General features: G+C 53.6%; 28 protein-coding genes. 11 read left to right on the top strand and 17 right to left on the bottom strand.

The annotated features are described in order from the left end of the window. Nucleotides 1-99 precede the first annotated feature (99 nt). Both BLQ41_RS24245 and BLQ41_RS24240 read left to right on the top strand, forming a co-directional pair. Nucleotides 100-672, top strand: coding sequence for a TetR/AcrR family transcriptional regulator (locus tag BLQ41_RS24245; RefSeq protein ID WP_090185456.1), 573 nt, complete (start codon nucleotides 100-102; stop codon nucleotides 670-672). Further along, entirely contained in the window at nucleotides 669-1,646 is a 978-nt protein-coding gene (locus tag BLQ41_RS24240; RefSeq protein WP_090185453.1) for a DMT family transporter, read from the top strand. Before BLQ41_RS24245 ends, BLQ41_RS24240 begins: the two co-directional genes overlap by 4 nt. Before the next feature lie 426 nt (nucleotides 1,647-2,072). On the opposite strand, the gene BLQ41_RS24235 is transcribed toward BLQ41_RS24240, so the two are convergent. Further along, entirely contained in the window at nucleotides 2,073-2,585 is a 513-nt protein-coding gene (locus BLQ41_RS24235) for a hypothetical protein (RefSeq protein WP_090185449.1), read from the bottom strand. A gap of 591 nt (nucleotides 2,586-3,176) precedes the next feature. Beyond that, a complete protein-coding gene (locus tag BLQ41_RS24230; protein WP_231997065.1) occupies nucleotides 3,177-3,962 on the bottom strand; it encodes a substrate-binding domain-containing protein in 786 nt (261 codons plus the stop codon). A gap of 212 nt (nucleotides 3,963-4,174) precedes the next feature. On the opposite strand from BLQ41_RS24230, the gene BLQ41_RS24225 reads away from it, so the two are divergent. The 3 genes from BLQ41_RS24225 (at nucleotide 4,175) to BLQ41_RS24215 (ending at nucleotide 7,540) form a co-directional block, all read left to right on the top strand. After that, nucleotides 4,175-4,852: a response regulator transcription factor gene (locus BLQ41_RS24225; protein ID WP_090185447.1), complete on the top strand. Its 678-nt coding sequence runs from the start codon at nucleotides 4,175-4,177 to the stop codon at nucleotides 4,850-4,852. Then, the gene (locus tag BLQ41_RS24220) at nucleotides 4,830-6,230 is read left to right on the top strand and encodes a sensor histidine kinase (protein ID WP_090185442.1); all 1,401 of its coding nucleotides are present in this window, start codon (nucleotides 4,830-4,832) and stop codon (nucleotides 6,228-6,230) included. The genes BLQ41_RS24225 and BLQ41_RS24220 overlap by 23 nt, the downstream gene beginning before the upstream one ends. 200 nt (nucleotides 6,231-6,430) lie before the next feature. Then, a complete protein-coding gene (locus tag BLQ41_RS24215; protein ID WP_090185440.1) occupies nucleotides 6,431-7,540 on the top strand; it encodes a D-alanyl-D-alanine carboxypeptidase family protein in 1,110 nt (369 codons plus the stop codon). Nucleotides 7,541-7,751: 211 nt separating this feature from the next. Here the strand turns inward: BLQ41_RS24215 and BLQ41_RS24210 are convergent, their stop codons facing one another. The 13 genes from BLQ41_RS24210 to BLQ41_RS24150 form a co-directional block, all read right to left on the bottom strand. Continuing rightward, nucleotides 7,752-8,120 (bottom strand): CrcB family protein, encoded by a 369-nt coding sequence (locus BLQ41_RS24210; RefSeq protein WP_331715168.1) that lies wholly within the window; start codon nucleotides 8,118-8,120, stop codon nucleotides 7,752-7,754. Between the two features lie 81 nt (nucleotides 8,121-8,201). Further along, nucleotides 8,202-8,981 carry a phosphate ABC transporter ATP-binding protein PstB gene (gene pstB, locus BLQ41_RS24205; protein ID WP_090185434.1) on the bottom strand — a complete coding sequence of 260 codons (780 nt, stop codon included), beginning with the start codon at nucleotides 8,979-8,981 and terminating at the stop codon, nucleotides 8,202-8,204. Further along, nucleotides 8,981-9,853, bottom strand: coding sequence for a phosphate ABC transporter permease PstA (gene pstA, locus BLQ41_RS24200; RefSeq protein WP_090185433.1), 873 nt, complete (start codon nucleotides 9,851-9,853; stop codon nucleotides 8,981-8,983). Before pstA ends, pstB begins: the two co-directional genes overlap by 1 nt. Then, nucleotides 9,850-10,818 carry a phosphate ABC transporter permease subunit PstC gene (pstC, locus tag BLQ41_RS24195; protein ID WP_408003520.1) on the bottom strand — a complete coding sequence of 323 codons (969 nt, stop codon included), beginning with the start codon at nucleotides 10,816-10,818 and terminating at the stop codon, nucleotides 9,850-9,852. The genes pstA and pstC overlap by 4 nt, the downstream gene beginning before the upstream one ends. A gap of 103 nt (nucleotides 10,819-10,921) precedes the next feature. Then, nucleotides 10,922-11,938: a phosphate ABC transporter substrate-binding protein PstS gene (pstS, locus tag BLQ41_RS24190; protein ID WP_167360503.1), complete on the bottom strand. Its 1,017-nt coding sequence runs from the start codon at nucleotides 11,936-11,938 to the stop codon at nucleotides 10,922-10,924. Nucleotides 11,939-12,203: 265 nt separating this feature from the next. Then, the gene (locus BLQ41_RS24185; protein WP_090185424.1) at nucleotides 12,204-12,569 is read right to left on the bottom strand and encodes a YidH family protein; all 366 of its coding nucleotides are present in this window, start codon (nucleotides 12,567-12,569) and stop codon (nucleotides 12,204-12,206) included. 113 nt (nucleotides 12,570-12,682) lie between these two features. Beyond that, nucleotides 12,683-12,871: a YgaP family membrane protein gene (locus tag BLQ41_RS24180; RefSeq protein ID WP_027923706.1), complete on the bottom strand. Its 189-nt coding sequence runs from the start codon at nucleotides 12,869-12,871 to the stop codon at nucleotides 12,683-12,685. A 13-nt stretch (nucleotides 12,872-12,884) separates the two neighbouring features. Beyond that, nucleotides 12,885-13,304 carry a DUF6691 family protein gene (locus BLQ41_RS24175; protein ID WP_090185422.1) on the bottom strand — a complete coding sequence of 140 codons (420 nt, stop codon included), beginning with the start codon at nucleotides 13,302-13,304 and terminating at the stop codon, nucleotides 12,885-12,887. 2 nt (nucleotides 13,305-13,306) lie between these two features. Further along, nucleotides 13,307-13,741 carry a YeeE/YedE family protein gene (locus tag BLQ41_RS24170; protein WP_090185419.1) on the bottom strand — a complete coding sequence of 145 codons (435 nt, stop codon included), beginning with the start codon at nucleotides 13,739-13,741 and terminating at the stop codon, nucleotides 13,307-13,309. Then, on the bottom strand, nucleotides 13,738-14,052 hold the full coding sequence (locus BLQ41_RS24165) for an ArsR/SmtB family transcription factor (protein ID WP_090185417.1): 315 nt from the start codon (nucleotides 14,050-14,052) through the stop codon (nucleotides 13,738-13,740). The genes BLQ41_RS24170 and BLQ41_RS24165 overlap by 4 nt, the downstream gene beginning before the upstream one ends. A gap of 164 nt (nucleotides 14,053-14,216) precedes the next feature. Continuing rightward, complete coding sequence (locus tag BLQ41_RS24160; protein ID WP_090185413.1) at nucleotides 14,217-15,017, bottom strand: sulfite exporter TauE/SafE family protein; 801 nt, start codon at nucleotides 15,015-15,017, stop codon at nucleotides 14,217-14,219. 28 nt (nucleotides 15,018-15,045) lie between these two features. Further along, a complete protein-coding gene (locus tag BLQ41_RS24155) occupies nucleotides 15,046-16,716 on the bottom strand; it encodes a bifunctional protein tyrosine phosphatase family protein/NAD(P)/FAD-dependent oxidoreductase (protein ID WP_090185411.1) in 1,671 nt (556 codons plus the stop codon). Between the two features lie 52 nt (nucleotides 16,717-16,768). Continuing rightward, a complete protein-coding gene (locus tag BLQ41_RS24150) occupies nucleotides 16,769-17,647 on the bottom strand; it encodes an MBL fold metallo-hydrolase (protein ID WP_090185409.1) in 879 nt (292 codons plus the stop codon). 235 nt (nucleotides 17,648-17,882) lie between these two features. Between BLQ41_RS24150 and BLQ41_RS24145 the strand changes: the two genes are divergently transcribed. The 6 genes from BLQ41_RS24145 (at nucleotide 17,883) to BLQ41_RS31170 (ending at nucleotide 22,685) form a co-directional block, all read left to right on the top strand. Then, entirely contained in the window at nucleotides 17,883-19,208 is a 1,326-nt protein-coding gene (locus tag BLQ41_RS24145) for a sigma-54 interaction domain-containing protein (RefSeq protein ID WP_090185406.1), read from the top strand. Nucleotides 19,209-19,382: 174 nt separating this feature from the next. After that, nucleotides 19,383-19,559 carry a cytochrome oxidase putative small subunit CydP gene (gene cydP, locus BLQ41_RS30740; RefSeq protein WP_167360502.1) on the top strand — a complete coding sequence of 59 codons (177 nt, stop codon included), beginning with the start codon at nucleotides 19,383-19,385 and terminating at the stop codon, nucleotides 19,557-19,559. Then, nucleotides 19,556-21,127, top strand: coding sequence for a cytochrome ubiquinol oxidase subunit I (locus BLQ41_RS24140; RefSeq protein ID WP_090185403.1), 1,572 nt, complete (start codon nucleotides 19,556-19,558; stop codon nucleotides 21,125-21,127). The genes cydP and BLQ41_RS24140 overlap by 4 nt, the downstream gene beginning before the upstream one ends. Continuing rightward, nucleotides 21,120-22,256 (top strand): cytochrome d ubiquinol oxidase subunit II, encoded by a 1,137-nt coding sequence (gene cydB / locus BLQ41_RS24135; protein WP_090185400.1) that lies wholly within the window; start codon nucleotides 21,120-21,122, stop codon nucleotides 22,254-22,256. The genes BLQ41_RS24140 and cydB overlap by 8 nt, the downstream gene beginning before the upstream one ends. A gap of 22 nt (nucleotides 22,257-22,278) precedes the next feature. After that, nucleotides 22,279-22,401: a cytochrome bd-I oxidase subunit CydX gene (gene cydX / locus BLQ41_RS24130; protein WP_090185398.1), complete on the top strand. Its 123-nt coding sequence runs from the start codon at nucleotides 22,279-22,281 to the stop codon at nucleotides 22,399-22,401. Further along, nucleotides 22,398-22,685 carry a cyd operon YbgE family protein gene (locus BLQ41_RS31170; protein WP_090185395.1) on the top strand — a complete coding sequence of 96 codons (288 nt, stop codon included), beginning with the start codon at nucleotides 22,398-22,400 and terminating at the stop codon, nucleotides 22,683-22,685. Before cydX ends, BLQ41_RS31170 begins: the two co-directional genes overlap by 4 nt. 91 nt (nucleotides 22,686-22,776) lie before the next feature. Here BLQ41_RS31170 and BLQ41_RS24120 read toward each other — a convergent pair whose 3' ends face one another. After that, nucleotides 22,777-23,694, bottom strand: a complete 918-nt coding sequence (locus BLQ41_RS24120) for a c-type cytochrome (protein WP_090185391.1) — start codon at nucleotides 23,692-23,694, stop codon at nucleotides 22,777-22,779. A 10-nt stretch (nucleotides 23,695-23,704) separates the two neighbouring features. Further along, nucleotides 23,705-24,340 carry a c-type cytochrome gene (locus BLQ41_RS24115; protein ID WP_090185388.1) on the bottom strand — a complete coding sequence of 212 codons (636 nt, stop codon included), beginning with the start codon at nucleotides 24,338-24,340 and terminating at the stop codon, nucleotides 23,705-23,707. Nucleotides 24,341-24,376 lie beyond the last annotated feature (36 nt).

The raw sequence follows: 24,376 nt of genomic DNA, 5'->3' as shown, positions 1-24,376 counted from the left end.
CGCCTGTGTCGTAGCTGCCATGATTCAGGTCGTATTTGGATGCCCACCAATCTTACCGGTCAGTATATTCGGCTCCGTCCCTCTGCCGGAGTGCCTTAAATGGACAATACCCGTGAGCGCTTGATTGACTCAGCGCTGAAGCTGTTTCTGTCACAAGGTATAAACATTACTGGTGTGATGGCCATCGCCGCGATGGCGGGTGTTACCAAGATGACGCTCTACAGCCATTTCCCCTCCAAGGATGCGCTGATAGTGGCTTGCCTTGAGGAGCGTGACCGACGCTGGCGTGAAGAGGTAGCGCGCACCTTGGCTGTGCATCCTGACCCGGTCAGCGGCATGCTAGCGTTCTTTGATTTGTATCAACGCTTTCTTTTGAAAGATAGCGGACGCGGGTGCCTGTTCGTCAACAGTGCGGCTGAATTCCCCCAGTTTAGCCACCCTGTGCATTTGGCCGTGAGCAGGCATAAGCAAGGGATACGCGAAAATCTTACTGCATTGGCCATGCGCGCCGGTATAAGCGACCCGGACGTAGTTGCGGAGGGGCTGTTTATCTTGCTGGAGGGCAGTTTTGTCAGCGGCGCCATGGGCCAGGACGTACGGGTATTCGACACTGCCCGGCACGTAGCTCATTGCTGGATCCAGAAGCTGGGGCAGCAGGAGCAGAGCGCATGACCCTAGGCTTATTAGCGGCCATTGCCGCCACTTTTTCCTGGTCGCTGCTCTACATCTTTCCGGGTTTGGTCGGCGATTACAGCCTTTTTGATCTGGCTGTGGTGAGCTATGCCTTTGCCGGCTTAGGTAGCCTGCTCGTGCTGTTTGTTTACCGTAGCGAATTGCGGCAATTGCGACTGAGCGACTGGGCCTGCACCGCACTGCTGGGCTTCTTAGGATACATCGGTTACTTCTTCCTGATCACCACTGCGGTCTTGGCAGCTGGGCCGGTGATCCCTCCGGTGATGATGGGGTCAGTACCGATCGTGCTAGCGATTGCCGGCAACTTGCGAAGCTCCAGCGTGCCCTGGCGCGCTATTGCCGGGCCACTGTTGGTAGCGGCATTGGGCATAAGTTTGGTCAACCTGAGCGTGTTTGACTTTAGCAGCGCGACGGTGGTGCGCCCTACAACTTCAATACTATCTGGGCTGCTCGCAACGTTGTTGGCGATCGGATTTTGGACTGGTTTTGGCCTATTAAATGAAAGTGCTTTGGCTCAACGTCCAAGCATGTCCCCCATGCTTTGGTCGGCCATGCTGATCTTCATGTGTAGCGTCGAAATGCTGGCCTTCATCCCAGTTGGGCTGTACTTGAAACTGTCCCACTTCGCTAGCCATCCGAGCGGGTTAGCAGGTACTCAGGCGCTAATAGTCTGTGGGTTAATTCAGGGGCTAGGGGCCACGCTTGCAGGTGCCTGGGCATGGTCTATCGCAACTCGACGCCTACCTCTGGCTCTAAGCGGGCAATTGATCGCCAGCGAAACCCTTTACGCGACTGCGATGGGCCTGTTCATCAACCAACGCTGGCCCTCTTCCATGGAAGCGCTTGGGACAGGGTTTCTATTCATCGGGGTGGTGTGGGCTATTCACGCCTTTTATCGCAGGCAAACACGCCTCGAAACGCATGGTGGGATAACTGACCTTAGCCAAAACTAATGCGAATGTGCAGGTATGGGCATTACAGGTGTCCGCTTTGGATTGATTTGGCATCATTGCCCTAAGTGCTGTGGTCGGGTAGGTGTGTTGGGCGGACGGTTACCCTGAAATAATATCTAGCCCGCTCGAACTGGCTCTTCGCAGGAGTAAACAAGCGGATGCGATCATAAGTTTTATATCGTTGGCACGGCCACGTCGGCATGACCCGTATGCGTATCTAGCAGCGTTACACCTTGTCGAGCGGGCCTATGGCGCAAAGCGTCCAGCTTTGTGGGGCAGTACATTTGTATGAACACCATGCTCAGCCCTATAAGCGGATGGCCACTACTGTGCTAGCCGTATGCCATAGGTGAAAGGGCAAAGTTTAATAATGCGTCCCGAGTTAAACGGAGAGCGCACTACGCGATCAATACAGCTAACAAACTCTTACTTTCCGGGCTTGGCCGGTTGCTGCCCCTGCATATAGTTTTGGTGCCACATCATGTGATTCATCATCATCTGTTGCATACCCGTGTACCTGTCCATCATGTACTGGCGTTGACTCTTTTGCTCCGGGGGCAAGTTCGAGTAGTCCTGCCACCCCATCATGTGGCCACCACGCATCATGTGTCCATTCCCCATCATGCCTCCACCACCGCAGCACCCCATCATTCCCGGCCCCCACATACCGTTCATCATGCTCATTCCACTTTGCATCGTATTCCAATGCTCCTGGAGGAGTTTCTGCCGTTGTTGAGGATCTTGGGTTTGCTGAATTTTCTCCATTTGTGCCTGCATCTTCTGGAAGGTTTCTTGCGCCTGAGCCATCTGCTTATCGAACTCGGCAATATTCGGCGTTTGTTGCTGCGTCTGGGTCACTTGAGATTGCTCGGCTGCTAACGCCCAGGTGGGGGAAAGCGAAGCAGCGAGGATGAGCACCGCCAATTTTGAGTTTTTCATTTCGAGCTGCCTTTGTGGGGGGAGTGGCCAGCTGAATCCGCTAAGTCAACCGATTGCGGTGTTTGGGTTCAACCGCACTCGCCCAAAATTATAGACTCCAGAATGACGATCACCTGCTAGCACTCAGCGATTAGCAGATCTGCCCAAAACGACCTTGTCTTATGGCATTGCCAAGGTGCTCCTTCCAAGTCCTCTGTTGGCGCCGGACACTCTCTACTTTTCGAGGGCTGGTAATCATCGACGGCAGAAATTACATTGAGCGACAGAATTACAATTAAGCGAGAAAAACTCGCCAACGCTGACAGGGCTAGCACAATTGAACACATACCAGCGCCGCCGACGCATCCTATTCTGGTTGGGCTCATTCCCGGTGTTAGTAGGCTTTACCATTCTGGTTCTCGCCTTGATTCTGGCTGGCCGAGCATCCCCGATAAGCCCTCAAGAACTCGATGGTGCAAGCTTGAGTCAGCAAGCGAAGTACTCCCCCAAATTGACCCATCAGAAAGCCGCAACAATTCTGGCCGTGTCCCAATAGCGAGCGTCCCCGGTGCTCCAGATGGCGCCATTCAGTATGCCGCTCTCCTGAGAAACTCAATGCACAGGTGTTAATCCACTGAGCTTGATGGCTGTCCTGGCGACCTTTGAACTCAAGTATTTCAACAGCGCTGCGGCCTCCTCTTGCTGTACGCCACCAGTGGTGATGGCGGCTGAGTACATCGTCATTTTCTGCACCTGATCTGGAATAAGCCCTATCACATCGATGCCTTCCATGTGCATCAGTTCACTCAATTGTTGGAAGCCTATCTCCGCTTCGCCACGGGCGACTGATTCTCCGACAGGCTCGGCGGAAATCGTTCGGGTCTTGACCATCAACCGCTCAGAGATGTGCATTTGAGGGAAGAGAATACGTGACAGATATGTTCCACTGGGCGTATCCGATAGAGCCAGGGACTTTGCGTCGAGTAACGTCTTTTTGAAGCTCTTCATATTGCTTATATCGGGTTTTTTCGTGCCTTTGCGGACAGCCATGGCAATGAACGATTTGCCAAGATCGATTCGACTCGTTTTTTGCAGCTGACCCTGATCTATCAGCTTTCGAAGCTCCCAATCCTCCATGATTACGACGTCTGCATTTTCACCGCGCGCCAGCCGATTCGTGATTGCGATTGGGGTAGTGCCGGTAGGTGGGGACTCTTTGATGATTAGGCTGAATCCCGTCGCTTTTTCATAAACGGAGGCTAAGGATTGAATCGCCGCGATGAAGCCTCCAGACACAAATAGAGTAAGCGTCTTGGTGGGGGTGGCATCCTGTGCCTCAATGCCATCTGCCAAGAAAAACAAGCAGGCCAATGCGAGCCTCATTAAGGTCTTCGTCATGACGGGATATCCTGAATTCAGCGTAGAAATGAGGTTTAGCGGTGGAGGCGCGAAAAAATAGTTACATTTCAAGCAATGTCGAAATTAAGGCGGGTTAAGAAAAATTTAGTTTACCGTCGGATGCTCCCTGCCTAGGCTGCACCAATCTTGAATATTTACGGCGCTTGGAGCTTGCTTGAGTTTTAGGTTTGCAATCGTTGTGTGGAGTCAAAATGAATCGCGCGCTGGTCATAGAGGACGATGAGGTTACAGCCAAGGCTATTGTTAACGCGCTGACCTCCCATGGGTTTGGTGTTTTATGGGCGGCTAACGGTCGTGATGGATTATCAGCGGCCATTTCTGGCGGCCACGATGTGATAACGCTTGACCGGATGCTGCCTGATTTCGATGGTTTGACGATAATCAGTACGTTGCGAAGCCTCGGCATTCAGACGCCGGTCTTGATGATCAGCGCATTGTCCGATGTCGATGAGCGGGTGAAAGGGCTTCGTTCGGGTGGCGATGACTACCTGACCAAACCTTTCTCTACGGTCGAAATGATCGCCAGGGTGGAAGTTCTGCTAAGGCGTCCGACTGCAAGTGTAAGTGAGCGTCGATTAAGTTGCGGCAACCTCCATATTGATCTCATCGAACAATCACTCAGTCGATTGGACGTGCGGATTCCGCTTCTGCCAACTGAGTTCAAACTGCTCACTTATTTCATGCGCAACCCCGGTCAACTGGTCACTAGAACCATGCTTTTTCAGGCGGTTTGGGGATATCACTTCGATCCTGGTACGAACATTATTGATGTCCATATCGGTCGGCTGCGGAAAAAAATCGAGGGTGGAAACTCACCTGTCATTCAAACAATACGCGGTTCTGGTTATGTCTTTGCCCCCCAGGAATGAACGCTGGCGATCTTCGAATAGCCGTCTTATAGGGCTCTATGCCTTATTTTTTATCGCTTGGGGCGCCGTTTTTACAGGCGTGCTTTATTGGAAAATCTCTACCTATCTCGGGGCTGTTGCCGAGCGGACATTGATGCAGCGCGCCCATTATTACCAAAAGATTGATGATGCAAATCTGGAAGGCGAACTGGCTGCCAGTGAGGTGTATTCGACTTCAGGGATCGACGCATACGGCTTGTTCGAAGCCGACGGCACTCATATTGCCGGTGACCTGCTCCGTTTGCGAGCAAGTCTGCCAGATGACGGCCAGGTACATTATCTGGAGAGAGGCTTGAGCATCGCCTTACCAAGAGAGCAAACCCGAAGTAGCCATGCGTTGATGCAGCATCGCAACGATGGTCGAATCTTGATCCTGTCGCGTGATGGAGGGTCTATATCCGCAGTCGGCGGTATCATCGAGCAGGCATTATTTTGGGGGTTTTCTCTTACCCTTATCCCTGGGTTGATAGGTTGGCGGCTCTTGAGGCGAAGGCCCTTACGAAGAGTTCAGCGACTTCAAAGCTGCACTGAGAGTATTGTCTCGGGCAACCTCGGTGAACGCCTGCCGCTATCTTCACGCCTTGATGAACTCGACATGTTGGCCAATGCCGTCAATGTCATGCTTGAGCATATAGAACAGCTTATGCACGAGGTTAAGGGGGCGTGTGACGGTATCGCGCACGATCTGCGTACTCCCTTGACCCGTCTGCGTGCCCATCTTTACCAGCTACAGCAGTTGCCCCTTGATAGCTCTCATGCAGAGACCTTAGACATGGCGTTGGAAGAGAGTGAATCCATCATGTTGCGTTTCCAAGGGTTGCTGCGAATCTCTGAACTTGAAGATACAAGGAGGAGGTCAGGCTTCGAATCTTTCCAACCCGCATCGCTACTGACACAGGCGCATGAGTTTTTCGAGCCCTTGGCACAGGAGCAAGGGCTGACATTGCACCTTGATCTATCTGCAGATCTTCCGGCGTTATCTGGTGATGTTTCTCTCCTGTTTGAGGCACTGGTTAACCTTTTGGATAACGCCATTAAATTCACGCCCAGGGGCGGTATGATTCACATGAGCGGCTCCTTGACGCATAACTCGCTCAATATCGAGGTTTCGGACAATGGCCCTGGAATACCGGAGACAGAGCGTGAAAGCGTGATTCGCAGGCTTTATCGCGGCGACTCTACTCGTCAGCAACCTGGGCATGGATTGGGGCTTTCTCTGGTATCGGCAATCGTTCGGTTACATGGGTTCGTACTACGCATCCAGGAATCACCGCGTGGTGGTGGAGCCACAGTCTCGATTATCTGTCCATTGCCTGAGATGACCGTCGCCAACGTCTAATTAAAGATATTTTAATCTGGGTTAATTTGAGCCCTCTCAAGTCCTCATCTAGTTTGGCGCGTCTTTCTGCTAAACCGAGGCTGGCGCTTGTGAAACACCCTAAATTGCGGCTTACACTCATTCTTGCGTGCTCTTTTTTGACACCAGTTTGGGCGGCTCCAATACCCACCCCAAGTCCCGTTTCACCGACTGCCCGAGCGATGATCCCAGCTCCACCGCAATTGAGCGCGAAATCCTGGGTGCTTATGGATGCGGTGACAGGCACGATTATAGGTAGTCAAAACGCAGATATGCATTTGCCTCCGGCCAGCTTGACCAAGTTGATGACGGTATATGTCGCTACCAATGAAATTCAGGCTGGACGTCTTAAACTCGACGATACGGTCACTGTCAGTGAAAACGCATGGAAAACCGGTGGTTCTAGGATGTTTCTGGTTCCAGGCGCCATTGTTCCTGTGCATGATCTACTACGTGGTGTGGTGATTGACTCTGGCAATGACGCCAGTGTGGCGCTGTCTGAACATATAGCGGGTAGCGAAGATGCATTTGCCGGCTTGATGAATGCCACAGCGAATAAACTTGGATTGACTGACACTCACTTCATGAACCCTACAGGCTTGCCGGCACCTGGGCACTATTCCTCTGCTCGTGATATGGCCCGGCTTGCGCGGGCGATTATCAATGATGAATCAGCATACTATTCGTTGTACGCGCACAAATATTTTACTTGGAACAGCATTCGCCAACCCAACCGTAACCTTCTGCTTTGGCGAGACCCAAGTGTTGACGGGCTCAAAACTGGCCATACAGAGGAGGCCGGATATTGTATGGTGACCTCTGCTCTTCGTGATGGGCGACGTCTTATCAGTGCGGTATTTGGCTCGACCACGATGAGCAATCGTGCAGAAGATGCTCAAAAGATCCTGAACTACGGCTTCCGTTTTTTTGAGACGAAGACTTTTAAGCAAGGCGGGCAAGTATTAGCGACACCGCGACTGTGGAAAGGCGAGAAAAATGTAATTTCTGTTGGGTTACTCAATGATGTGACATTGACGTTACCCAAAAACAGTAATCGCAAGATAGAAACGCGCCTGCGCATTAATAATGCTCTAGAAGCTCCTATTGCTGTCGGCGACGTAGTCGGAAGTTTCGAGCTGTATGACGGTGAAAATAAACTTACGACCCAATCACTCATCGCACTAGAAGCGGGAGAAGCAGGTGGTTGGTGGACGCGTACCTGGGATGCATTCCATCTTTTTTTTGCAGGATTGTTTGATGTGAAGGACGACACGGGAGAGGTAAAGGCGTGAATCTAAACGGGGGGATCTTGAGCCCCAATGCACCTCGCTGACAACCTTTGCGGTATGAGGGGAACGAAGCATCGGCAAAATCAGCCCCATCCAAAATACAAAAAGCCCGACTTCGCGCCGGGCTTTTTGTTTTCTGTCGTTCTGCGCAAGAATTGAATCTGGGTTGAAATCACATAACCAAATATCAAACCAACCTATGGTCAGATCTTTTCTAGATGTCGTTTATCCACTGGAACGTAATCGCTCCCAACGCAGTCATCGCAAGCACGGCCATGACATGAAACGAGATAGCCCCAATTGCGGGAATGAACCTTACTTTTTGGCTCAACGAGGCAGATCCTGCCGAGGCTATTGAGAAGACAGCAAGCCCTATACAGAAGCTTGTGATGATCGCAAGGTGCCAGCGAGGGAAGAGAAGTGGCAAATCAGCCCAAAAGCCGATGGCCAGGCCAATGAAGAACCCTCCGGCCACATTCGCTACGAGCGTTCCTGCGGGCATACCTGGAAACAAAACCTTGAGCTTTGCCCCCAAAATGCTTCGTAACCACCCTCCAAGCGATGCGCTTATGGCGATGGCCACCAATGTTCTCACCAAGCGATCGAACTCCTTGCAGCTCCAGGGACTGAGCGCTTACGGATGTACTGAATGAAGAAGGGTGTGTTATCCAAAACGACCGGTAATGTAGTCTTCCGTCTGCTTCACTTTTGGCGTGGTGAAGATCTTATCGGTCACATCATGCTCAATCAATTCGCCCATGAACATAAAGGCAGTGTAGTCCGACACACGTGCGGCTTGCTGCATGTTGTGGGTCACGATGATAACGGTGTATTGCTCTTTCAACTCAGTGATCAACTGCTCGATACGACCGGTGGAGATCGGGTCAAGGGCAGAGGTCGGCTCATCCAGAAGTAATACTTGGGGTCGCAATGCGATGGTGCGCGCGATACACAGCCGCTGTTGCTGGCCCCCCGACAGACTCTGTGCGCTTTGTTTGAGCTTGTCCTTAACCTCGTCCCAAAGCGCTGCACCGTTGAGGGCTTGCTCTACGCGTGCATCCATTTCATGACGGGAGAGTTGTTCATGGTGACGCACGGCGTAGGCAACGTTGTCGTAAATGGACATCGGAAACGGTACCGGCTTCTGAAATACCATGCCGATATGGCTACGCAGCCGGTTCATCGAGTAACCAGGTGCGAGAATATTCTCACCGTTAAGCAGCACCTCGCCGCGCGCTTCCTGCTTCGGGTACATGGCGTAGATGCGATTGAATACCCGCAGTAACGTCGATTTCCCGCATCCTGAGGGGCCAATGATCGCAGTGATGCGCTTCTCTGGTATATCCATATCGATGGACTTCAGAGAGCGCTGGTTGTTGTAAAAAAATTCCAGGCCACGAACACGAATTTTAATTCTTTCGTTGGCAAGGTCACGGCTATTCATCAGGTCAACCTATTGCGTAAAAGGATCAAGCGGGACAGTAAGCTGAGTATCAGTACAAACAAGGTCAGCACCAATGCGCCAGCCCAGGCCAGAGAGTGCCAGTCATCGAATGGGCTCATCGCGTACTGGAAAATCACCACGGGCACGCTGGCTATCGGTTTGAGCAGATTGCTGCTCCAGAACTGGTTACCGAACGCTGTAAACAACAGCGGTGCTGTTTCACCGGTGATTCTGGCGAGTGCGAGAAGCACCCCGGTAACCACACCCGCTTTTGCCGCTCGCAATACGATTTGCAGAGTCAGTTTCCATTGCGGGACACCTAGCGCCAGTGCAGCTTCGCGCATGGTTGAGGGTTGCAACTGAAGCATCTCGTCAGTGGTTCTCACCACCACAGGAATCACCAAAAGCGCCAATGCCAGGGCACCGGCGATCGCAGAGAAACCGATCTGATGGTTCGTCAGCAGGTTCAATGGCAGGATCACGCCGGTGTAAATGAACAGGCCCAGCACAATGGACGGTGCCGACAGCAGAATGTCGTTAATAAAACGGACAGTGTTGCCCAGTCGCGAATGTCGGGCGAATTCCGCTAGCCAGATTCCTGCCATCAAACCAATAGGCGTCCCGATGAGCAGGGCGATAGCCGACATCAGGGCACTGCCATAGAAAGCATTTGCCAGCCCACCTTCCGTACCGGGCGGCGGCGTCATCTGTGTAAAGAGGCGAAGGTTGAGCGCCTGAAATCCGTTGATCACCGTGGTCAGCAGAATCCAGACCAACCAGATGAGGCCAAAAGCCGTGGCACCACAACTGAGCACCATTGCCAGTCGATTCTTGAAAGCCCGGATTTGGTAGAGACGTTCGTTGCCAGTCATAGACCCTCCTTGCGTGAAAGGCGCATAAGCAGGAGTCTCGCTAACGCCAGCACGATAAAGGTGACGATAAACAGCAGGAAGCCCAGCGCAATCAGCGCGGAACGATGCAGGTCGGTATAGGCTTCGCTGAACTCGTTGGCGATGACTGATGCAATGGAGCTGCTTGGCATCAGCAATGAGGCGGAGAATTGTTGAGCATTACCCAGCACGAAAGTCACCGCCATGGTCTCGCCCAAGGCGCGTCCGAGCCCCAGGAAAATTCCCCCGACGACCGCGGATCGCGTGTAAGGCAGAACGATGTCCCAAACCACTTCCCAGGTAGTGCTGCCTAGTGCGTACGCAGACTCCTTGAGGGTTGTGGGAACGGTACGAAACACTTCATTCATGACGGAGGTGATGAAGGGCATGATCATGATTGCCAACACTATGCCCGCTGTCAGCATGCCGATTCCTAATGGGGGGCCTTGAAACAGCGAACCCACCAAAGGAAGTTCACCCAGATAGTCGTTGATCCAGGGTGATAGATGTTCTGCCATGAACGGGCCAAAAACGAACAACCCCCACATGCCATAGATAATCGATGGAATCCCCGCGAGCAGTTCAACCGCCGAGGCGACAGGCATCCGCAGCCAGGGTGGTGCTACTTCAGTGAGAAAAATCGCGATGCCAAAGCTGACAGGAACCGCAATCAGCAGCGCCAGAAAGGACGTCACGAGGGTGCCGTAAATCGGCACCAGAGCACCGAAGTGGTTGTTGACAGCATCCCATTCAGTGCTTGTAAGAAACTCAAGACCGAAGGTCTTGAAGGCAAGACTACCGCCCCAAAGTGTCGAGGCGGCGATGCTCGCCAGTAGCAACAGCACCAGCATTGCAGCGCCCAGCATTGACCGCTTGAACCAGAGATCATGACGTTGATCGCGCATTGCACGCCTATCATTCGCAACGTCGCTCGTGTGAGTGGTCATGGCCAGAGGATGGACTGTGTCGTTCATAATTCGTCTGCTCACAAACAAACCCCTTCGCCAGGCAACATGTGCCTGAGGAAAGGGTGTTTTAAGTGTTGCCGGATCAACGGGCGAAGTCAGACTTCCAATAACCTTCGATCCGCTTCACCAGGGAGTCAGGCAAGGCGACATAGTCCAGTGCCGATGCCTGTTGCTGGCCATTCTCCAGCGACCATTTGAAGAAATTGAAGGCCGCTTGGCTTTGCTCGGCATTCTTGGGCTGTTTGTACATGATGATCCAAGTGGTCGCCGTGATCGGCCATGCGCCATCGCCAGGCGCGTTGGTCATGATCAGGTTGAAGTCCTTGGCGTTAGCCCAGTCGGCAGTATCGGCAGCCGCCTGGAACGCTTTGGAATTGGGCTGAATGAATTTCCCGGCGGCGTTCTTCAACTGTGCATGCGTCATCTTGTTTTGCAGGGCATAGGCGTACTCAACATAACCGATTGAGTTTTTGATCTGCTTCACGTAGGCGGAAACGCCTTCGTTGCCTTTGCCGCCCACGCCAACGGGCCAGGGCACAGTAGTGCCGAAACCGATTTTCGATTTCCAGCCATCGCTCACTTTGGAGAGGTAGTTGGTGAAGTTATATGAGGTGCCAGAACCGTCGGAACGGTGAACGACGGTGATTTTGCTGTCGGGCAGTTTCATGCCCGGATTCAGAGCGACGATAGCCGGGTCGTTCCAGACAGTAATCTCACCCAGGAAGATTTTCGCCAGGGTCTCACCGTCGAGCTTCAATTGGCCCGGCGCGACACCCTCAATATTCATCACCGGAACGATACCGCCAATGACACTGGGAAACTGGCCCAGACCGCCGGCCTTGAGGTCATCAGCGGACAACGGGGCGTCGGATGCGCCGAAATCTACTGTGGCAGCCTTGATCTGAGCGATACCGCCGCCCGATCCAATCGACTGGTAGTTGATACGGTTGCTGGAGCTTTTGCTGTAGTCCTGCGACCACTTGGACAGAACCGGGTAGACAAAACTGGAGCCTGCACCGTTGACATCGGTCGCATGAGCAAGGCCACTCATGCAGAGGGAAGCCAGCAAGACAGACAGGCTTTTTTTAGTCAGCAACATCACGACAACACCTCAATGAAAGGAGTTAAGTGGAGGTACCCACCTATCGGAGAAGTGACGATTTAATTCTTTAAATATTTCTGTCTAATGACAATTTCGGTGCCTTCAGCAATATTTTGAAATAAATGTGAGTCGATCCCATTCGCTCGCTTGCTCGTCGAAAACGCACGACTGCACCGACCTAGAGCCGATGGGACAGCTGTTAGGCCCTCATATGCACAAGCGTTGGTGGGAAGCCGAGTGAGGTCAGGCAGGACAGCCTTGCTCACATAATGGACAAATAGGCCATGAGTAAAACGCCCAGGATTGCCGTAGAGACGTTAATGCCGGGGCCAGCATTGACGCTGTAGCCAAGGGGGATCTCAACGGGCTTGAGGGTCTTGACTACCTTTTTGTATTGCCAGGATGACCAACAGGCAACCCATGAACCCAGCATCAGAAAAGCCAGTCCGATCCAGAACGAAAAATGTTTTCCAGGGGGGCCCAGAACGCCCGGCTTCAGCATCTGCAGCAGTAGTCCGGATCGTTCAATCACAAAGCCAAATGCCATCAGCGAAAGGCTGGTTCGATTCCATGCCAGCAACGTTCGCTCAGCGGCAAAGAACACGCGTGGATCGTTCAGGTCGGACATTAAAATCTCCTTGTTCAAACAAGTTTTGAAACTGCTCCGCTCAGAATAGTTTTAAACACTAGCAACTCACCACGGGCACCTTCAGGCACCCGCAAGTGTGCAACGGTGGTCGCTCAGCAACGGTTACAGGTTTTGATGCCTAGCAATGTATAGACAGGGCAGAAACGGAAAATGCCAGTGGCCAGCGGCACTAAACCTATCCAACCCCACACGCCGATCACACCGGACAGACTGAGGCCAATGAGAAGCAGACCGGCGATAATGCGCAGGCTACGGTCAATGGTTCCAATGTTCGCTTTCATGGCGATCTCCCGATCAATGACTGCGCCGGGTCTCCAGCGCAGTAAACAACAACATGCCGGCCAGCATGGCCAACATGAATACGATCACTTGCCAGTGTCCTGTCAGCAAAATTGCCACTGCGGGGCCCGGACAGATGCCGGCGATTCCCCATCCGATGCCGAACAACAGGCTCCCGCCAATCAAGCGCGGGTCCAACTCACGTTTGATCGGTAGCTGCATTGGCCTTCCCAGCAGAGAACTGGATTGTTGTCGCGCCCAGGTGAGCGGGCCAATGGCAACGCCAATTGCCCCGACCATGACCAACGCCAAGGAAGGGTCCCAAGCACCGGTTAGATCCAGGAAAGCGAGTACTTTGCCGGGGTTGGCCATGCCTGCCAGAAGCAGACCCAAGCCGAACAGCAGGCCAGCAATGAACGCAGTCAGTTTGGTCATGTTCAACCCCCCAGCAGATGACGCAAGACAAACACCGTGACGAAACCACTGAACATGAAACACACTGTGGCGACCATCGATCGCGGCGAAAGGCGCGATATACCGCAGACTCCATGACCACTGGTGCAACCTGATCCGTATCGTGTGCCGATGCCCACCAATACACCGGCGACGATCAGTCCGAACCAGCCACTTTTGAACTCAATCTGTGGCAGCGAGGCGAACAAACCCCACAGGAGCGGCGCGATAAGCAGGCCCAGGAGAAAAAGTGCTTTCTCACTCACCCCCTCGCTTCCACGCTGTAAAAGACTGCCGATCAGGCCACTGATGCCTGCGATACGCCCATTGGCGACTACGAACAGACTGGCCGCCAGGCCAATCAATGCGCCGCCGGCAAGGGATGACCAGGGAGTGAAGTTGAGCCAGTCGACATTCATGAAACTTCTCCGGAGCAAAAATGTTGATACAGGGTTTGGATTACTGCCAATGCTGCGGGACTGCTGATGCGATAGAACACCTGCTTACCGTCGCGGCGGGTCTCCACCAGTCCTTCACGACGAAGCACTGCCAGTTGTTGAGAAAGTGTCGGTTGCTGTATCTCCAGCAGTGACTCGAGATCGCTGACATTGCGTTCGCCTTGAGATAGCTGGCACAGGAGGATCAAGCGATCCGGATTGGCCAGGGCTTTAAGGAATTGGCTGGCAGCATCGGCATTCGCGTGTAGCTGCTGGAGATCTAATTCGGGCATAAAACTGATCACTAATTGGTCATTTTGCTAAATTATAATATATAAATAAATATAATGTTTGGCTACACTGATTTCAGCTCGTCACTGGCAGGACAGGTCGGGGCAAGTCACGGGCTATAGGCGAGGCTTGGGTAGTCCTTGAAGAGGATGGCTGATGAGCGGGACTAAATAGCTTTCACCAGCAAGGCCACCGCCACCACCATGGAAACCGCGGCGAAGCCTCTTTGTAAGTGTGGCCCCGCCAGCCGTGCCGCAATCAGACGCCCGCCGATCATTCCGACCAATGCGCCAGTGGAAAACGGAATGGCGACTGCCCATTGCAAGTGCCCGGCTGCGGAGCTTGCAGCAACACCGGAAATTGAAACCAGCGCAATAACGGCAAGAGACGTCGCAAGCACCGACTGCGCTGTCAAATTGGTGTATCGCTGGAGCGCCGGCACCATCACAAAGCCACCGCCCACGCCGAGCAAGCCGGAAAGCCCACCCGCGACAACACCAGAGACGGTGAGTGCCCACGCACACGGACCCGTCCAGTTAAGCTTTCCCCGGTTCACGTCCAATAGACAAGGTGGCGGTTTGGATGTGACGGGGGTCTTCGACTCCGTGGAGGGAGGGAGCGATCGTTGATATACCCGGAATGCAACGTACATCAGCACGAAGGCAAACAGGATCGTCAACGGACGGTTAGGCGTGCGCTGCGCCAGCCAAAGGCCAAGTGGAGAACACACGATCCCCGCTCCTGCAATCAGCAGCGCAGCTTTATAGCGGACGGTGCCATTTTTGAGTCCCATTACGGCACCCAGGGTCGCGGCCAGACCGACAGCCAGTAAACCAATTGGCCCTGCCTCGGCCATGCTCAACCCCACTCCAAACACCAGTAATGGAACAGCCAGTATTCCTCCTCCGGCGCCGGTCAGAGCCAGGATGACCCCGACAGTAAGCCCGAGCAGTAAGACGACGATCATCTCAGTCTCCTTGCTTTCAGGCCTGGTTTCATACGTCGGCCATCTCAGGTTTCGCCATCCACTCATGGCCCTTGAGCATTCCCTTCCAATACAGCGGTGGAAGAATCCGCTCTTTGAGCAGCCATGCCAGCCTTGATGGCCGGGTACCGTCGATTAGCCAGGATGGAAAGCTGGGGGCGACCTTGCCGCCATAGGTGAACTCAGCCAGTACGATCTTGCCGCGTTCAACCGTCAGCGGGCAGGAGCCGTAACCGTCGTAATGGGCGCTGCCTTTCGCTTTACCCATTGCAGCCAACACGTTATGGGCAACAACGGGCGCCTGCTTGCGTGCTGCTGCCGCGGTTTTGGCGTTGCTGGTATTGGTGGCGTCTCCCAGTGCGTGAATATTGACCCAGGTTTTATGGCGCAAAGTGGCGGGGTCGACATCGATCCAGCCAGCTGCGTCAGCGAGAGGGCTGACCCGAACGAAATCCGGCGCAATCTGCGGTGGCACCACATGGAGGAGATCAAAGTCGCGCGTAACAGGATGGGAGCTGCCATCCGGATTCACGCAGTTGAACGTTGCAGTCCGTGCGGGTCCATTCACGCTGATGAGTGTGTTGCCGAAATTCAGGTCGATACCATAGGCCGTGATGTATTCCATCAGTGCGGGCACATAGTCGGGAACTCCGAACAGTACCGCGCCGGCGCTGCAAAATTCGATCTCGACGTTTTCCAATACACCGGTACGTTTCCAATGATCGGCAGACAGGTACATTGCTTTTTGCGGCGCCCCGGCACATTTGATTGGCATGGGCGGTTGCGTGAATACCGCACGGCCACCACGCAGTTGCTGCACCAGTTCCCAAGTGTAGGGGGCAAGGTGATACAGGTAGTTTGAAGTCACGCCGTTGCGGCCCAGGGTGTCCGACAAACCCTCGATGGCATGCCAATTGAGTTTCAGGCCAGGGCACACGACCAGTTGCTCGTATTTGACGACTCTGCATCCATCAAGAATGACGGCATTTCTCTCGGGTTCGAAAGCGGCGACCGCCGACTTGATCCAGTGCACACCGTGGGGGATGGTCGTACCCATCGTGCGGGCGGTTTGGGGCGCATCGAAGACTCCACAGCCGACAAGTGTCCAGCCAGGCTGGTAGTAGTGCACATCGGCCGGGTCGATGATGGCAACGTCGAGCCCGGGATCTCGCGCCAGTAAACTGGATGCAGTCGCGATACCTGCCGCACCGCCGCCGATGATGACCACGGTATGCTGCGCCTCAGCCACTTCGACCGGCGTGCGGCCCTGATTGGCAATCCGGCGAATGACACCTTTCATATCGAACCCGGCTTTTTTGGCCGTCTCGACGATGTGTGGCAAGGATTGTTTACCCGCTTGTGAAAGTGCCCACATCGTTGTCGAGCGCATCCCGGAACGGCAATAGGCCAACACCGGTTTTGGAAGCGATTCAAGAAGCTTGCCGAAGGCAATACCTTGCTCATCAGTGACTTTGCCTGATTCCGCAGGAAGGTAGTGCGCTTCAATGCCGACTGCTTCGGCCGCTCGTTTGATTTCGGCAAACAAGGGCTGATCACTGCCTTCGCCATCGGGACGGTTACACACGACGGTGCGAAAGCCGGCCTCTTTCAGTTCGGCCAATTGGTTGGGAAAAATCTGTTCGGATACCGACAGTCCAGGCGCAAGGTGGCGAATGTCCATAAGTGTCTCCGTTATGGGTATTTTTTCTTATGCGTATTTTGGGAAAGCAACGTCAGGCGACGTTGAGCGGGATTTTCAGGTAGCGTGTCCCGTTCGCTTCAGGCTCAGGCAAGTGCCCGGCGCGCATGTTGACCTGAACCGAAGGCAGGATCAGTGTCGGCATTTCCAACGATGCATCACGTTTTGTGCGCATCGCCACAAACTCCTCCTCACTGATGCCGTTACGCACGTGAACGTTGTGGGCGCGCTGGTCGGCCACGGTACTGACGAATTGCACCTCGCGCCCACCCGGCTGATAGTCGTGGCACATGTAGAGCAACGTATTCGCCGGCAGGCTCAGCACCTTGTTGATTGACTGGAACAGCGTGCGGGCATTTCCACCGGGAAAGTCACAGCGTGCAGTACCGTAGTCAGGCATAAACAAGGTGTCGCCGACGAATGCAGCCGTTTCGGTGCCATCGCTGACCACATAAGTCATACAGGCTGGTGTATGGCCCGGTGTATGGAGTGCATGGCATTGCAGCGTGCCAATGGCAAACGGCTCGTCATTGACGAACAGGTGATCGAATTGACTCCCGTCGCGGGGCATATCGCCAGCCGTATTGAACAGCGTGCCAAACACTTCCTGCACCGTGGAAATCTGGCTGCCGATTCCTATTTTTCCACCGAGCTTTTCCTTCAGGTAGGGCGCTGCCGTGAGGTGATCCGCGTGGACGTGGGTCTCGAGAATCCATTCGACTCTCGCATTGAGTTCGTTCACCCTCGCAATCAACTTATCGGCAGACGTTGTGGCGGTGTGGCCGGACTTAGGGTCGTAATCAAGTACGCTGTCGATCAACGCGCAGTGGTGGGTGGCCTCATCCAGCACAAGATAGCTGACGGTATTGGTAGCAGAATCGAAGAATCCTTCGACGTGAAGTTTGACGCTCATGACCTGTCTCCTTAGGGGCTTTTACCAAGCCGCTCACACTAAGGACTGACATAGCAATAAGCCTGCCAGGCTAGAGCTGTACAGAGCTATGATCATATCTGTATGATTTTATTAGTTTTTTATTTTATAAATAGTTTGATTTTTTCTACATCATCCTTGATTTACTGCCATTGGCAGTCCGTATTGACAGAGGTGGCAGTGCCATTACAGGATGGACGGATTCTCAGGAGCCACGATGAAGACTATCCTGCCCACCCCAGCCCACTCGCTCCCGCACTCGGATCAAGTGCAATCACTTGTTTCGTTTCTTGAGCACGAACCCCAGCCGATGATCGTGCTCGATCCGGACTACAACATCCTGGCTGCCAACACTGCCTATCAACGGCAGTTTGGCAGCGCTGACAAACCCTTTATCGGCCATAAGTGTTATCAAATCTCACACCATTACGACGTGCCTTGTGATCAGGCGGGTGAGAACTGCCCGATGAAAAAAGCGCAGGAGATGCGCGGACCGGATCGTGTTTTGCACATTCACCACACGCCTCGCGGTCCTGAGCATGTCGACGTCGAATTGCGCCCGATTCTAGACGAGCACGGTGTTATTACTGCCTACGTGGAGCGTCTCACCTTGGTCCGCAGTGCATCAGCGCGACCCAGTAACGAAGGGTTGGTCGGCCATTCACCAGCCTTTAATCGTGCCCTGTCGGAACTGCAGCGGGTGGCACCATCCATGCTGCCGGTGCTGCTGCTAGGCGAGTCCGGTACGGGCAAAGAACTGTTCGCCCGTGCGGTACATGAAACCAGCGAGCGGGCCACTGGACCCTTTGTCGTCGTTGATTGCTCTGGATTGACCGAAACGTTATTTGAGAGCGAACTGTTCGGCCATGAAAAAGGAGCATTCACCGGAGCCACCACGCGTAAGCCTGGCTTGGTTGAAACGGCCCAGGGCGGCACCTTGTTTCTCGATGAAATTGGCGATGTTCCGTTGGCCATGCAGGTGAAACTGTTGCGCCTGATCGAATCGGGCACCTATCGCCGTGTAGGGAGTGTCGAGACCCTTCACGCTAACTTCAGGTTAATTGCTGCGACCCACAAACCATTGGAAAAAATGATGGAGAAAGGTGAGTTCAGGCAGGACCTGTACTACCGCATCAGCGCTTTTCCAATTCAGCTACCCCCCTTGCGCAACCGGGTTGAAGACATTGGGTTGCTTGTAAATTCATTTCTACAACGTGCCGGTTCAGGCAAGCGCCGGCTGACGATAGATGCGGATGCTCTGATGCAATTGCAGGGGCTTTCCTGGCCCGGCAATATCCGTGAATTACGCAACGTTCTGGAAAGAGCCAGTCTGTTTGCTGACGATGGTGTGATCCGCTCCATACATTTGCCACAGGCATCCGTGGTGGCGTCTGCTCAGGCCTCTACTTCAACTCCGTTCGACGGCAGCTCGCTGGTACAGGCACTGGCTACTTTCAAAGGTACCCGCAGTGAGCTGGCCAAGCACATGGGGATTAGTGAACGTACTTTGTACAGACGCCTGAAAGAGCAGGGGCTGGCCTAGTAGCCAGCGCTCACGCCGCAATACTGCCAATGACTGCCGGCACTGGCAGTCATTGGCAGCGCACTGATCTGCCAACCCATTCCGCGCACCGCTGGGTTGTTGTCTAAGTAACTGTTTTAAAACGATACAAACAGACTTCTTTCCCTTGGCATGCCGTGTGCTAACTGCATAGACATGACCATTTCCGACAAACGACTGCGACGCCATCTGTTCACGGCAGTAGTGATCAAGCTACTCGTGCTGACAGTGTTGTGGTGGGTGTTCATCCGGGATTCGCGCGTCAGCGTCGACTCGAACACCATCGGCGACAGGTTCGGCGTACCCACCTCGACTCAAGGGGCAAGCAAGTGATTTCAGAACACCTGGTGGATTTGTCTCGGCTGCAGTTTGCAGCCACTGCGCTTTACCACTTTCTTTTTGTACCTCTCACGGTTGGCATGGTTTGGCTGCTGGTCATTATGGAAAGTGTCTATGTGATGACAGGCAATGTTATCTGGAAAGACATGACGCGCTTCTGGGGCAAGTTGTTCGGCATCAACTTCGCCCTGGGGGTGACTACGGGCATCACCCTGGAATTTCAGTTCGGTACCAACTGGGCTTATTACTCGCACTACGTCGGCGATATCTTCGGAGCCCCGCTGGCAATCGAGGGCATGATGGCGTTCTTTCTTGAATCGACCATGATTGGCCTGTTCTTCTTTGGTTGGGATCGTCTGAAGAAAGAGCACCACTTGCTGGTCACGCTGCTGATGGCTGTTGGTACAAACCTTTCAGCGTTGTGGATTCTGATCGCCAATGGATGGATGCAGAACCCGGTGGGTTCAGAATTCAGTTACATCACCATGCGCATGGAGATGGTTGATTTTTGGGCGGTGGTTTTCAATCCAGTAGCACAAGCCAAGTTTGTGCATACCGTCTCAGCCGGTTACGTCACCGGCTCGATGTTTGTGCTGTCGATTTCCAGTTGGTATTTGCTCAAGAATCGTGATGTCGAGTTCGCCAAACGCAGCTTCCGGGTGGCGGCGGCCTTTGGTTTGGCATCAGTGCTGAGTGTGATCGTGTTGGGTGACGAGTCTGGTTACACGGTAGGTGAGGCACAACAAACCAAGATGGCAGCCATGGAAGCCATGTGGGAAACGAAGCCTGCGCCGGCGGGCCTGACATTGGTGGCCAGTATTAATGAAGCCGAGTCCAAAAATAACTGGGAAGTTGAAGTGCCATGGCTGATGGGCCTGATTGGCACACGATCAGTCAGCAAGCAAATTCCAGGCATTTATGAGATCAAAGAAAAGAACCGCGCTCGAATTCTCCGAGGCATTACCGCCGTAAATGCCCTTGAAGCCGTCAGAGCCAATCGCACCGATTCGGCAGCTCTCAAGAGATTCGAAGAATACAAAGCCGATCTGGGCTTTGGCCTACTGCTCAAGAAGTATGTCGAGGACGTCAACCAGGCCACGCCGGCCATTATCGAAAAAGCCGTAAACGATACCGTACCGCGCGTGACACCTATGTTCTGGGCGTTCCGGATTATGGTAGGCCTTGGTGTTGCCATGCTCATGCTCTTCGGACTTGCCTTCTGGAGCACCTTGAAGTCGACCTGCACACGACGCCGCTGGTTACTGCGCTGGGCGCTTTGCATGCTGCCTGCGCCATGGATTGCCTGCGAGCTGGGCTGGTTCGTCGCTGAATACGGCCGTCAGCCCTGGACCATTTACGGCGTGCTGCCGACCCACATGAGCGTATCTACGCTTAGCGTCAACAATCTCTATGGCTCGCTGGCGGGATTCATCGTTTTCTACACCGTGCTGCTGGTGGTTGAAATGTTCCTGATGGTCAAGTTTGCCCGTCAGGGTCCTGGCAGCCTCGGTACCGGCCGTTATGTTCACGATGCCCATTTGAAGGAACTCCAACATGCTTGATTACTTCACCCTGAAAATTATCTGGTGGGCACTGGTTGGTGTATTGCTGATCGGCTTCGCCATCATGGATGGCCACGATATGGGGGTCGGTACGCTGCTGCCCTTTGTTGGCCGCAATGACATGGAGCGTCGCGTCGTTATCAATACCGTCGGACCGCATTGGGATGGGAATCAGGTTTGGTTCATTACTGCGGGCGGCGCATTGTTCGCGGCGTGGCCAGTGGTGTATGCCACTGCATTCAGCGGGTTCTATTGGGCGATGATTCTGGTTCTCTGGGCGCTGTTCTTCCGCCCGGTGGGTTTTGACTATCGCAGCAAGATCCACAACTCCACCTGGCGCAGCACCTGGGATTGGGGACTCTTTGTGGGTGGGGCAGTGCCGCCCCTGGTGTTCGGGATTGCGTTTGGCAACCTGCTGCAAGGTGTACCTTTCCACTTCAACGATTTTCTGGTGTCGACATATACCGGCAGTTTCTGGCAACTGCTGAATCCCTTCGCGTTACTAATCGGCATTGTGAGCAGCGCAATGATCACCCTGCAAGGTGGTACTTATCTGGCACATCGCACTGAAGGTGTTATCCAGGCAAGGGCAATTAAAGGTGGGGTTGGTGCAGCGATCGTGCTGGTGTGTTCATTTATCGTTGCCGGCATCTGGCTGCAATGGATTGATGGCTATCGGATTACGTCGGTAGTTGATACAGCAGGACTGCCTGACATTCTCGGCAAATCCGTGGTGCGCGAAGCTGGAGCCTGGATGGCCAACTATGGCCATTACCCTTTGCTGTGGCTGCTGCCTGCATTGGGATTGATCGGCGCAGCAGGTGCGGCCCTGTTGTTGAAGGCGCGCCGCACACTTTCAGCGTTTATCGCGTCGTCGCTTTCGGTAATCGGTGTTATTTGCACGGCTGGCGTGTCGATGTTTCCATTCGTCATGCCGTCATCAACGATGCCTGGGGCAAGTCTTACCGTGTGGGACAGCGTCGCCAGTCACTTAAGCCTGGCCATCATGTTCTGGGCTACGTTGATCTTCATGCCACTGATTGTGCTTTATACCTCGTGGGCTTATCGCGTTATGCGGGGCAAGGTAACTATCGCGAAAATCAAAGCCAACGAACATTCCGCCTACTAGTGATGGCAAAGGAGTAATGAACATGTGGTATTTCGCCTGGATGCTTGGGGTCGGTTTTGCATTGCTACTGGCGATACTGAATGCGATGTGGGGCGAGAACGAAGCTGGCCGAGCCTTGAGCGACAATGACGAGACACTGTCATGATGCCGCGTGTCGCTAATCCTCAACCAACCTCACACATTCATTTTCTGAGTTTGGTTATCGCTTTAGCGATCATGCTCGCTTGTACGCTCTATCCCCCCATGATGGCTGCCTCTAATGGGAAGCCTGACCATGTTCTGGCTACGGCATTGTTCGCAGCCATGAGTGTGGCCTTTGTGAGAGGTGTGGGTTTTGTCCCGCGGATGCTCGTCTGGCGTTGGCTTTTCTCAGGCTGGACCTGTTTTTTGTCACTTGCAGTTGCTGGTTGGTTAAAGTTTCTACATTGAGGATTGACGGCTGGAGAAGAAGCAGCGCTACCAAGCTATGACTTGATGGCGCTCGCGCAGTCAGTGATAGCTTGGTTTCGTCTGAACTGGCTCATTCAGTACCTTGGCCGAGTATCACTCCGTTCACCTTTTGCCCGTAGAGATTGACCCCATCATTCTCATGAAATTTCAATCTGGTCTGCTCGACAGAGCCGGCAATCATCCTTGGGTCTTTTGGTCGTTCGTGGCTGTTCATATAGGCTGCAACGTGCCACGCCTCATCGGAGGAGAGTGTTCCACCCTTACCTAATGGCATATTCGATTTTATGAAGCCGGCAGCGGTATTGATTCGATGCATTCCCGCACCCCAGTTGAATGAATCTTTACCCCAAAGTGGTGGAAACACATAGTCGCTTCCTGCTCTCTGGCCTTCACCATCAGCTCCGTGGCATACAGAACACTGCTTGGCGTAGATAGCCTTTCCCTTGGCGAGATCGAAGCCTCCGGCTGGTTGAGGAATCTCGGGATAAGAACGTCCGGGCAGTTGTTGTCCTGTAGGGGCGCCCGTTGCGAGCCAGTATGAGTATGCGGTAAGAGCAGCGATGACTTGACTGTCCGCTGGAGGCGGTTTTCCGTTCATGCTGAACTGAAAACACCCTTGTAAGCGCTCAGCGTAGGTATTGACCTTGTCGTTCTTTTTTCGATAGGCCGGGTACATTGTGTAAGCCCCCCAAAGAGGCGCAGAGTCAGCTTTTCTTCCCTGTTCTAAATGGCAGTTGGTGCAATTTAATCCGTTTCCTACGAACTCGGATGCATTGGCTTTCGTATCTACAAAGATTGCGTGGCCTTGCTGGACTAATCGACCAAAAGCATTGTCAGGTAGCGTCTCCTCCGCGGGAGGGAGAAATGTGGGAACCTTATTCTGAGTTGGATTAGGGCTTTCGGGTGGCGCGGTTGGTTCTACAATTTCAGTAGCACAAGCCATTGATATGATGTTGAAAGTAATAAGTGCAGCGATGATGGATTTCATGGCCAGGCCTCTATTTACTGAGATCAGCAAAATATTGGGAAACAGCCTCGACCTCGGTATCGGTGAGTGAGCGCGCAATGTGGCCCATGAGATCGTCTTGATCATTTTTTCGAGTTTGCTGCCGCCAGGCATTCAGTTGTGATTTGAGGTACTGAGCCGACTGGCCGGAGAGCGGCGGAAAGTTGGCACCGACACCGATGCCACTTGGACCATGACAAGCTACGCACTCGGGAATATTTCGATCCCATGCGCCTCTCAAGGCCAGGATTTCTCCGGGGCCTTTTGCTGCGTGCGCGCGATTCACTGGTTTTACCGCTGGACTTGGCATCTTGGCGAGCATCACTGCGAGGGCTTTTGCCTCGTCTTCGCTCAATGCCTGAGCGATTGGCTGCATGATTGGATTGCCTCTAGTGCCTGAGCGGAAATCAGAGATTTGCTTCGTCAGGTAATCAGCAGGCAGGCCTGCAACCCTTGGAAAACCCGCCGAAGGCATGCCTAAACCGTCCGCACCATGACAGGTTGAGCAGGCTATGGCTCCTGGATTAGACCCTCCTTGGGAGAAGATTTTTTGAGCGTCCGCTGCAAAAGCGGGTGTCGTCAATGCACCGGATAAAATACAAACTAATGCCCATCGCGAGATTTCCATTGACTAGCCTCATTGTTATTTTTTTATAACAGGAGT

This window comes from Pseudomonas arsenicoxydans, from assembly GCF_900103875.1.
GTDB lineage: Bacteria > Pseudomonadota > Gammaproteobacteria > Pseudomonadales > Pseudomonadaceae > Aquipseudomonas > Aquipseudomonas arsenicoxydans.
The sequence above is the reverse complement of the archived record's forward strand: the minus strand, read 5'-3'. Positions and strand labels throughout refer to the sequence as shown.

Bases quoted from the DNA above. Each gene is read 5' to 3' on its own strand.
- BLQ41_RS24245 (WP_090185456.1), top strand. From the start codon at position 100: ATGGACAATACCCGTGAGCGCTTGATTGACTCAGCGCTGAAGCTGTTT.
- BLQ41_RS24240 (WP_090185453.1), top strand. From the start codon at position 669: ATGACCCTAGGCTTATTAGCGGCCATTGCCGCCACTTTTTCCTGGTCG.
- BLQ41_RS24235 (WP_090185449.1), bottom strand. From the start codon at position 2,585: ATGAAAAACTCAAAATTGGCGGTGCTCATCCTCGCTGCTTCGCTTTCC.
- BLQ41_RS24230 (WP_231997065.1), bottom strand. From the start codon at position 3,962: ATGACGAAGACCTTAATGAGGCTCGCATTGGCCTGCTTGTTTTTCTTG.
- BLQ41_RS24225 (WP_090185447.1), top strand. From the start codon at position 4,175: ATGAATCGCGCGCTGGTCATAGAGGACGATGAGGTTACAGCCAAGGCT.
- BLQ41_RS24220 (WP_090185442.1), top strand. From the start codon at position 4,830: ATGTCTTTGCCCCCCAGGAATGAACGCTGGCGATCTTCGAATAGCCGT.
- BLQ41_RS24215 (WP_090185440.1), top strand. From the start codon at position 6,431: ATGATCCCAGCTCCACCGCAATTGAGCGCGAAATCCTGGGTGCTTATG.
- pstB (WP_090185434.1), bottom strand. From the start codon at position 8,981: ATGAATAGCCGTGACCTTGCCAACGAAAGAATTAAAATTCGTGTTCGT.
- pstA (WP_090185433.1), bottom strand. From the start codon at position 9,853: ATGACTGGCAACGAACGTCTCTACCAAATCCGGGCTTTCAAGAATCGA.
- pstC (WP_408003520.1), bottom strand. From the start codon at position 10,818: ATGACCACTCACACGAGCGACGTTGCGAATGATAGGCGTGCAATGCGC.
- pstS (WP_167360503.1), bottom strand. From the start codon at position 11,938: ATGTTGCTGACTAAAAAAAGCCTGTCTGTCTTGCTGGCTTCCCTCTGC.
- BLQ41_RS24185 (WP_090185424.1), bottom strand. From the start codon at position 12,569: ATGTCCGACCTGAACGATCCACGCGTGTTCTTTGCCGCTGAGCGAACG.
- BLQ41_RS24180 (WP_027923706.1), bottom strand. From the start codon at position 12,871: ATGAAAGCGAACATTGGAACCATTGACCGTAGCCTGCGCATTATCGCC.
- BLQ41_RS24175 (WP_090185422.1), bottom strand. From the start codon at position 13,304: ATGACCAAACTGACTGCGTTCATTGCTGGCCTGCTGTTCGGCTTGGGT.
- BLQ41_RS24170 (WP_090185419.1), bottom strand. From the start codon at position 13,741: ATGAATGTCGACTGGCTCAACTTCACTCCCTGGTCATCCCTTGCCGGC.
- BLQ41_RS24165 (WP_090185417.1), bottom strand. From the start codon at position 14,052: ATGCCCGAATTAGATCTCCAGCAGCTACACGCGAATGCCGATGCTGCC.
- BLQ41_RS24160 (WP_090185413.1), bottom strand. From the start codon at position 15,017: ATGATCGTCGTCTTACTGCTCGGGCTTACTGTCGGGGTCATCCTGGCT.
- BLQ41_RS24155 (WP_090185411.1), bottom strand. From the start codon at position 16,716: ATGGACATTCGCCACCTTGCGCCTGGACTGTCGGTATCCGAACAGATT.
- BLQ41_RS24150 (WP_090185409.1), bottom strand. From the start codon at position 17,647: ATGAGCGTCAAACTTCACGTCGAAGGATTCTTCGATTCTGCTACCAAT.
- BLQ41_RS24145 (WP_090185406.1), top strand. From the start codon at position 17,883: ATGAAGACTATCCTGCCCACCCCAGCCCACTCGCTCCCGCACTCGGAT.
- cydP (WP_167360502.1), top strand. From the start codon at position 19,383: ATGACCATTTCCGACAAACGACTGCGACGCCATCTGTTCACGGCAGTA.
- cydB (WP_090185400.1), top strand. From the start codon at position 21,120: ATGCTTGATTACTTCACCCTGAAAATTATCTGGTGGGCACTGGTTGGT.
- cydX (WP_090185398.1), top strand. From the start codon at position 22,279: ATGTGGTATTTCGCCTGGATGCTTGGGGTCGGTTTTGCATTGCTACTG.
- BLQ41_RS31170 (WP_090185395.1), top strand. From the start codon at position 22,398: ATGATGCCGCGTGTCGCTAATCCTCAACCAACCTCACACATTCATTTT.
- BLQ41_RS24120 (WP_090185391.1), bottom strand. From the start codon at position 23,694: ATGAAATCCATCATCGCTGCACTTATTACTTTCAACATCATATCAATG.
- BLQ41_RS24115 (WP_090185388.1), bottom strand. From the start codon at position 24,340: ATGGAAATCTCGCGATGGGCATTAGTTTGTATTTTATCCGGTGCATTG.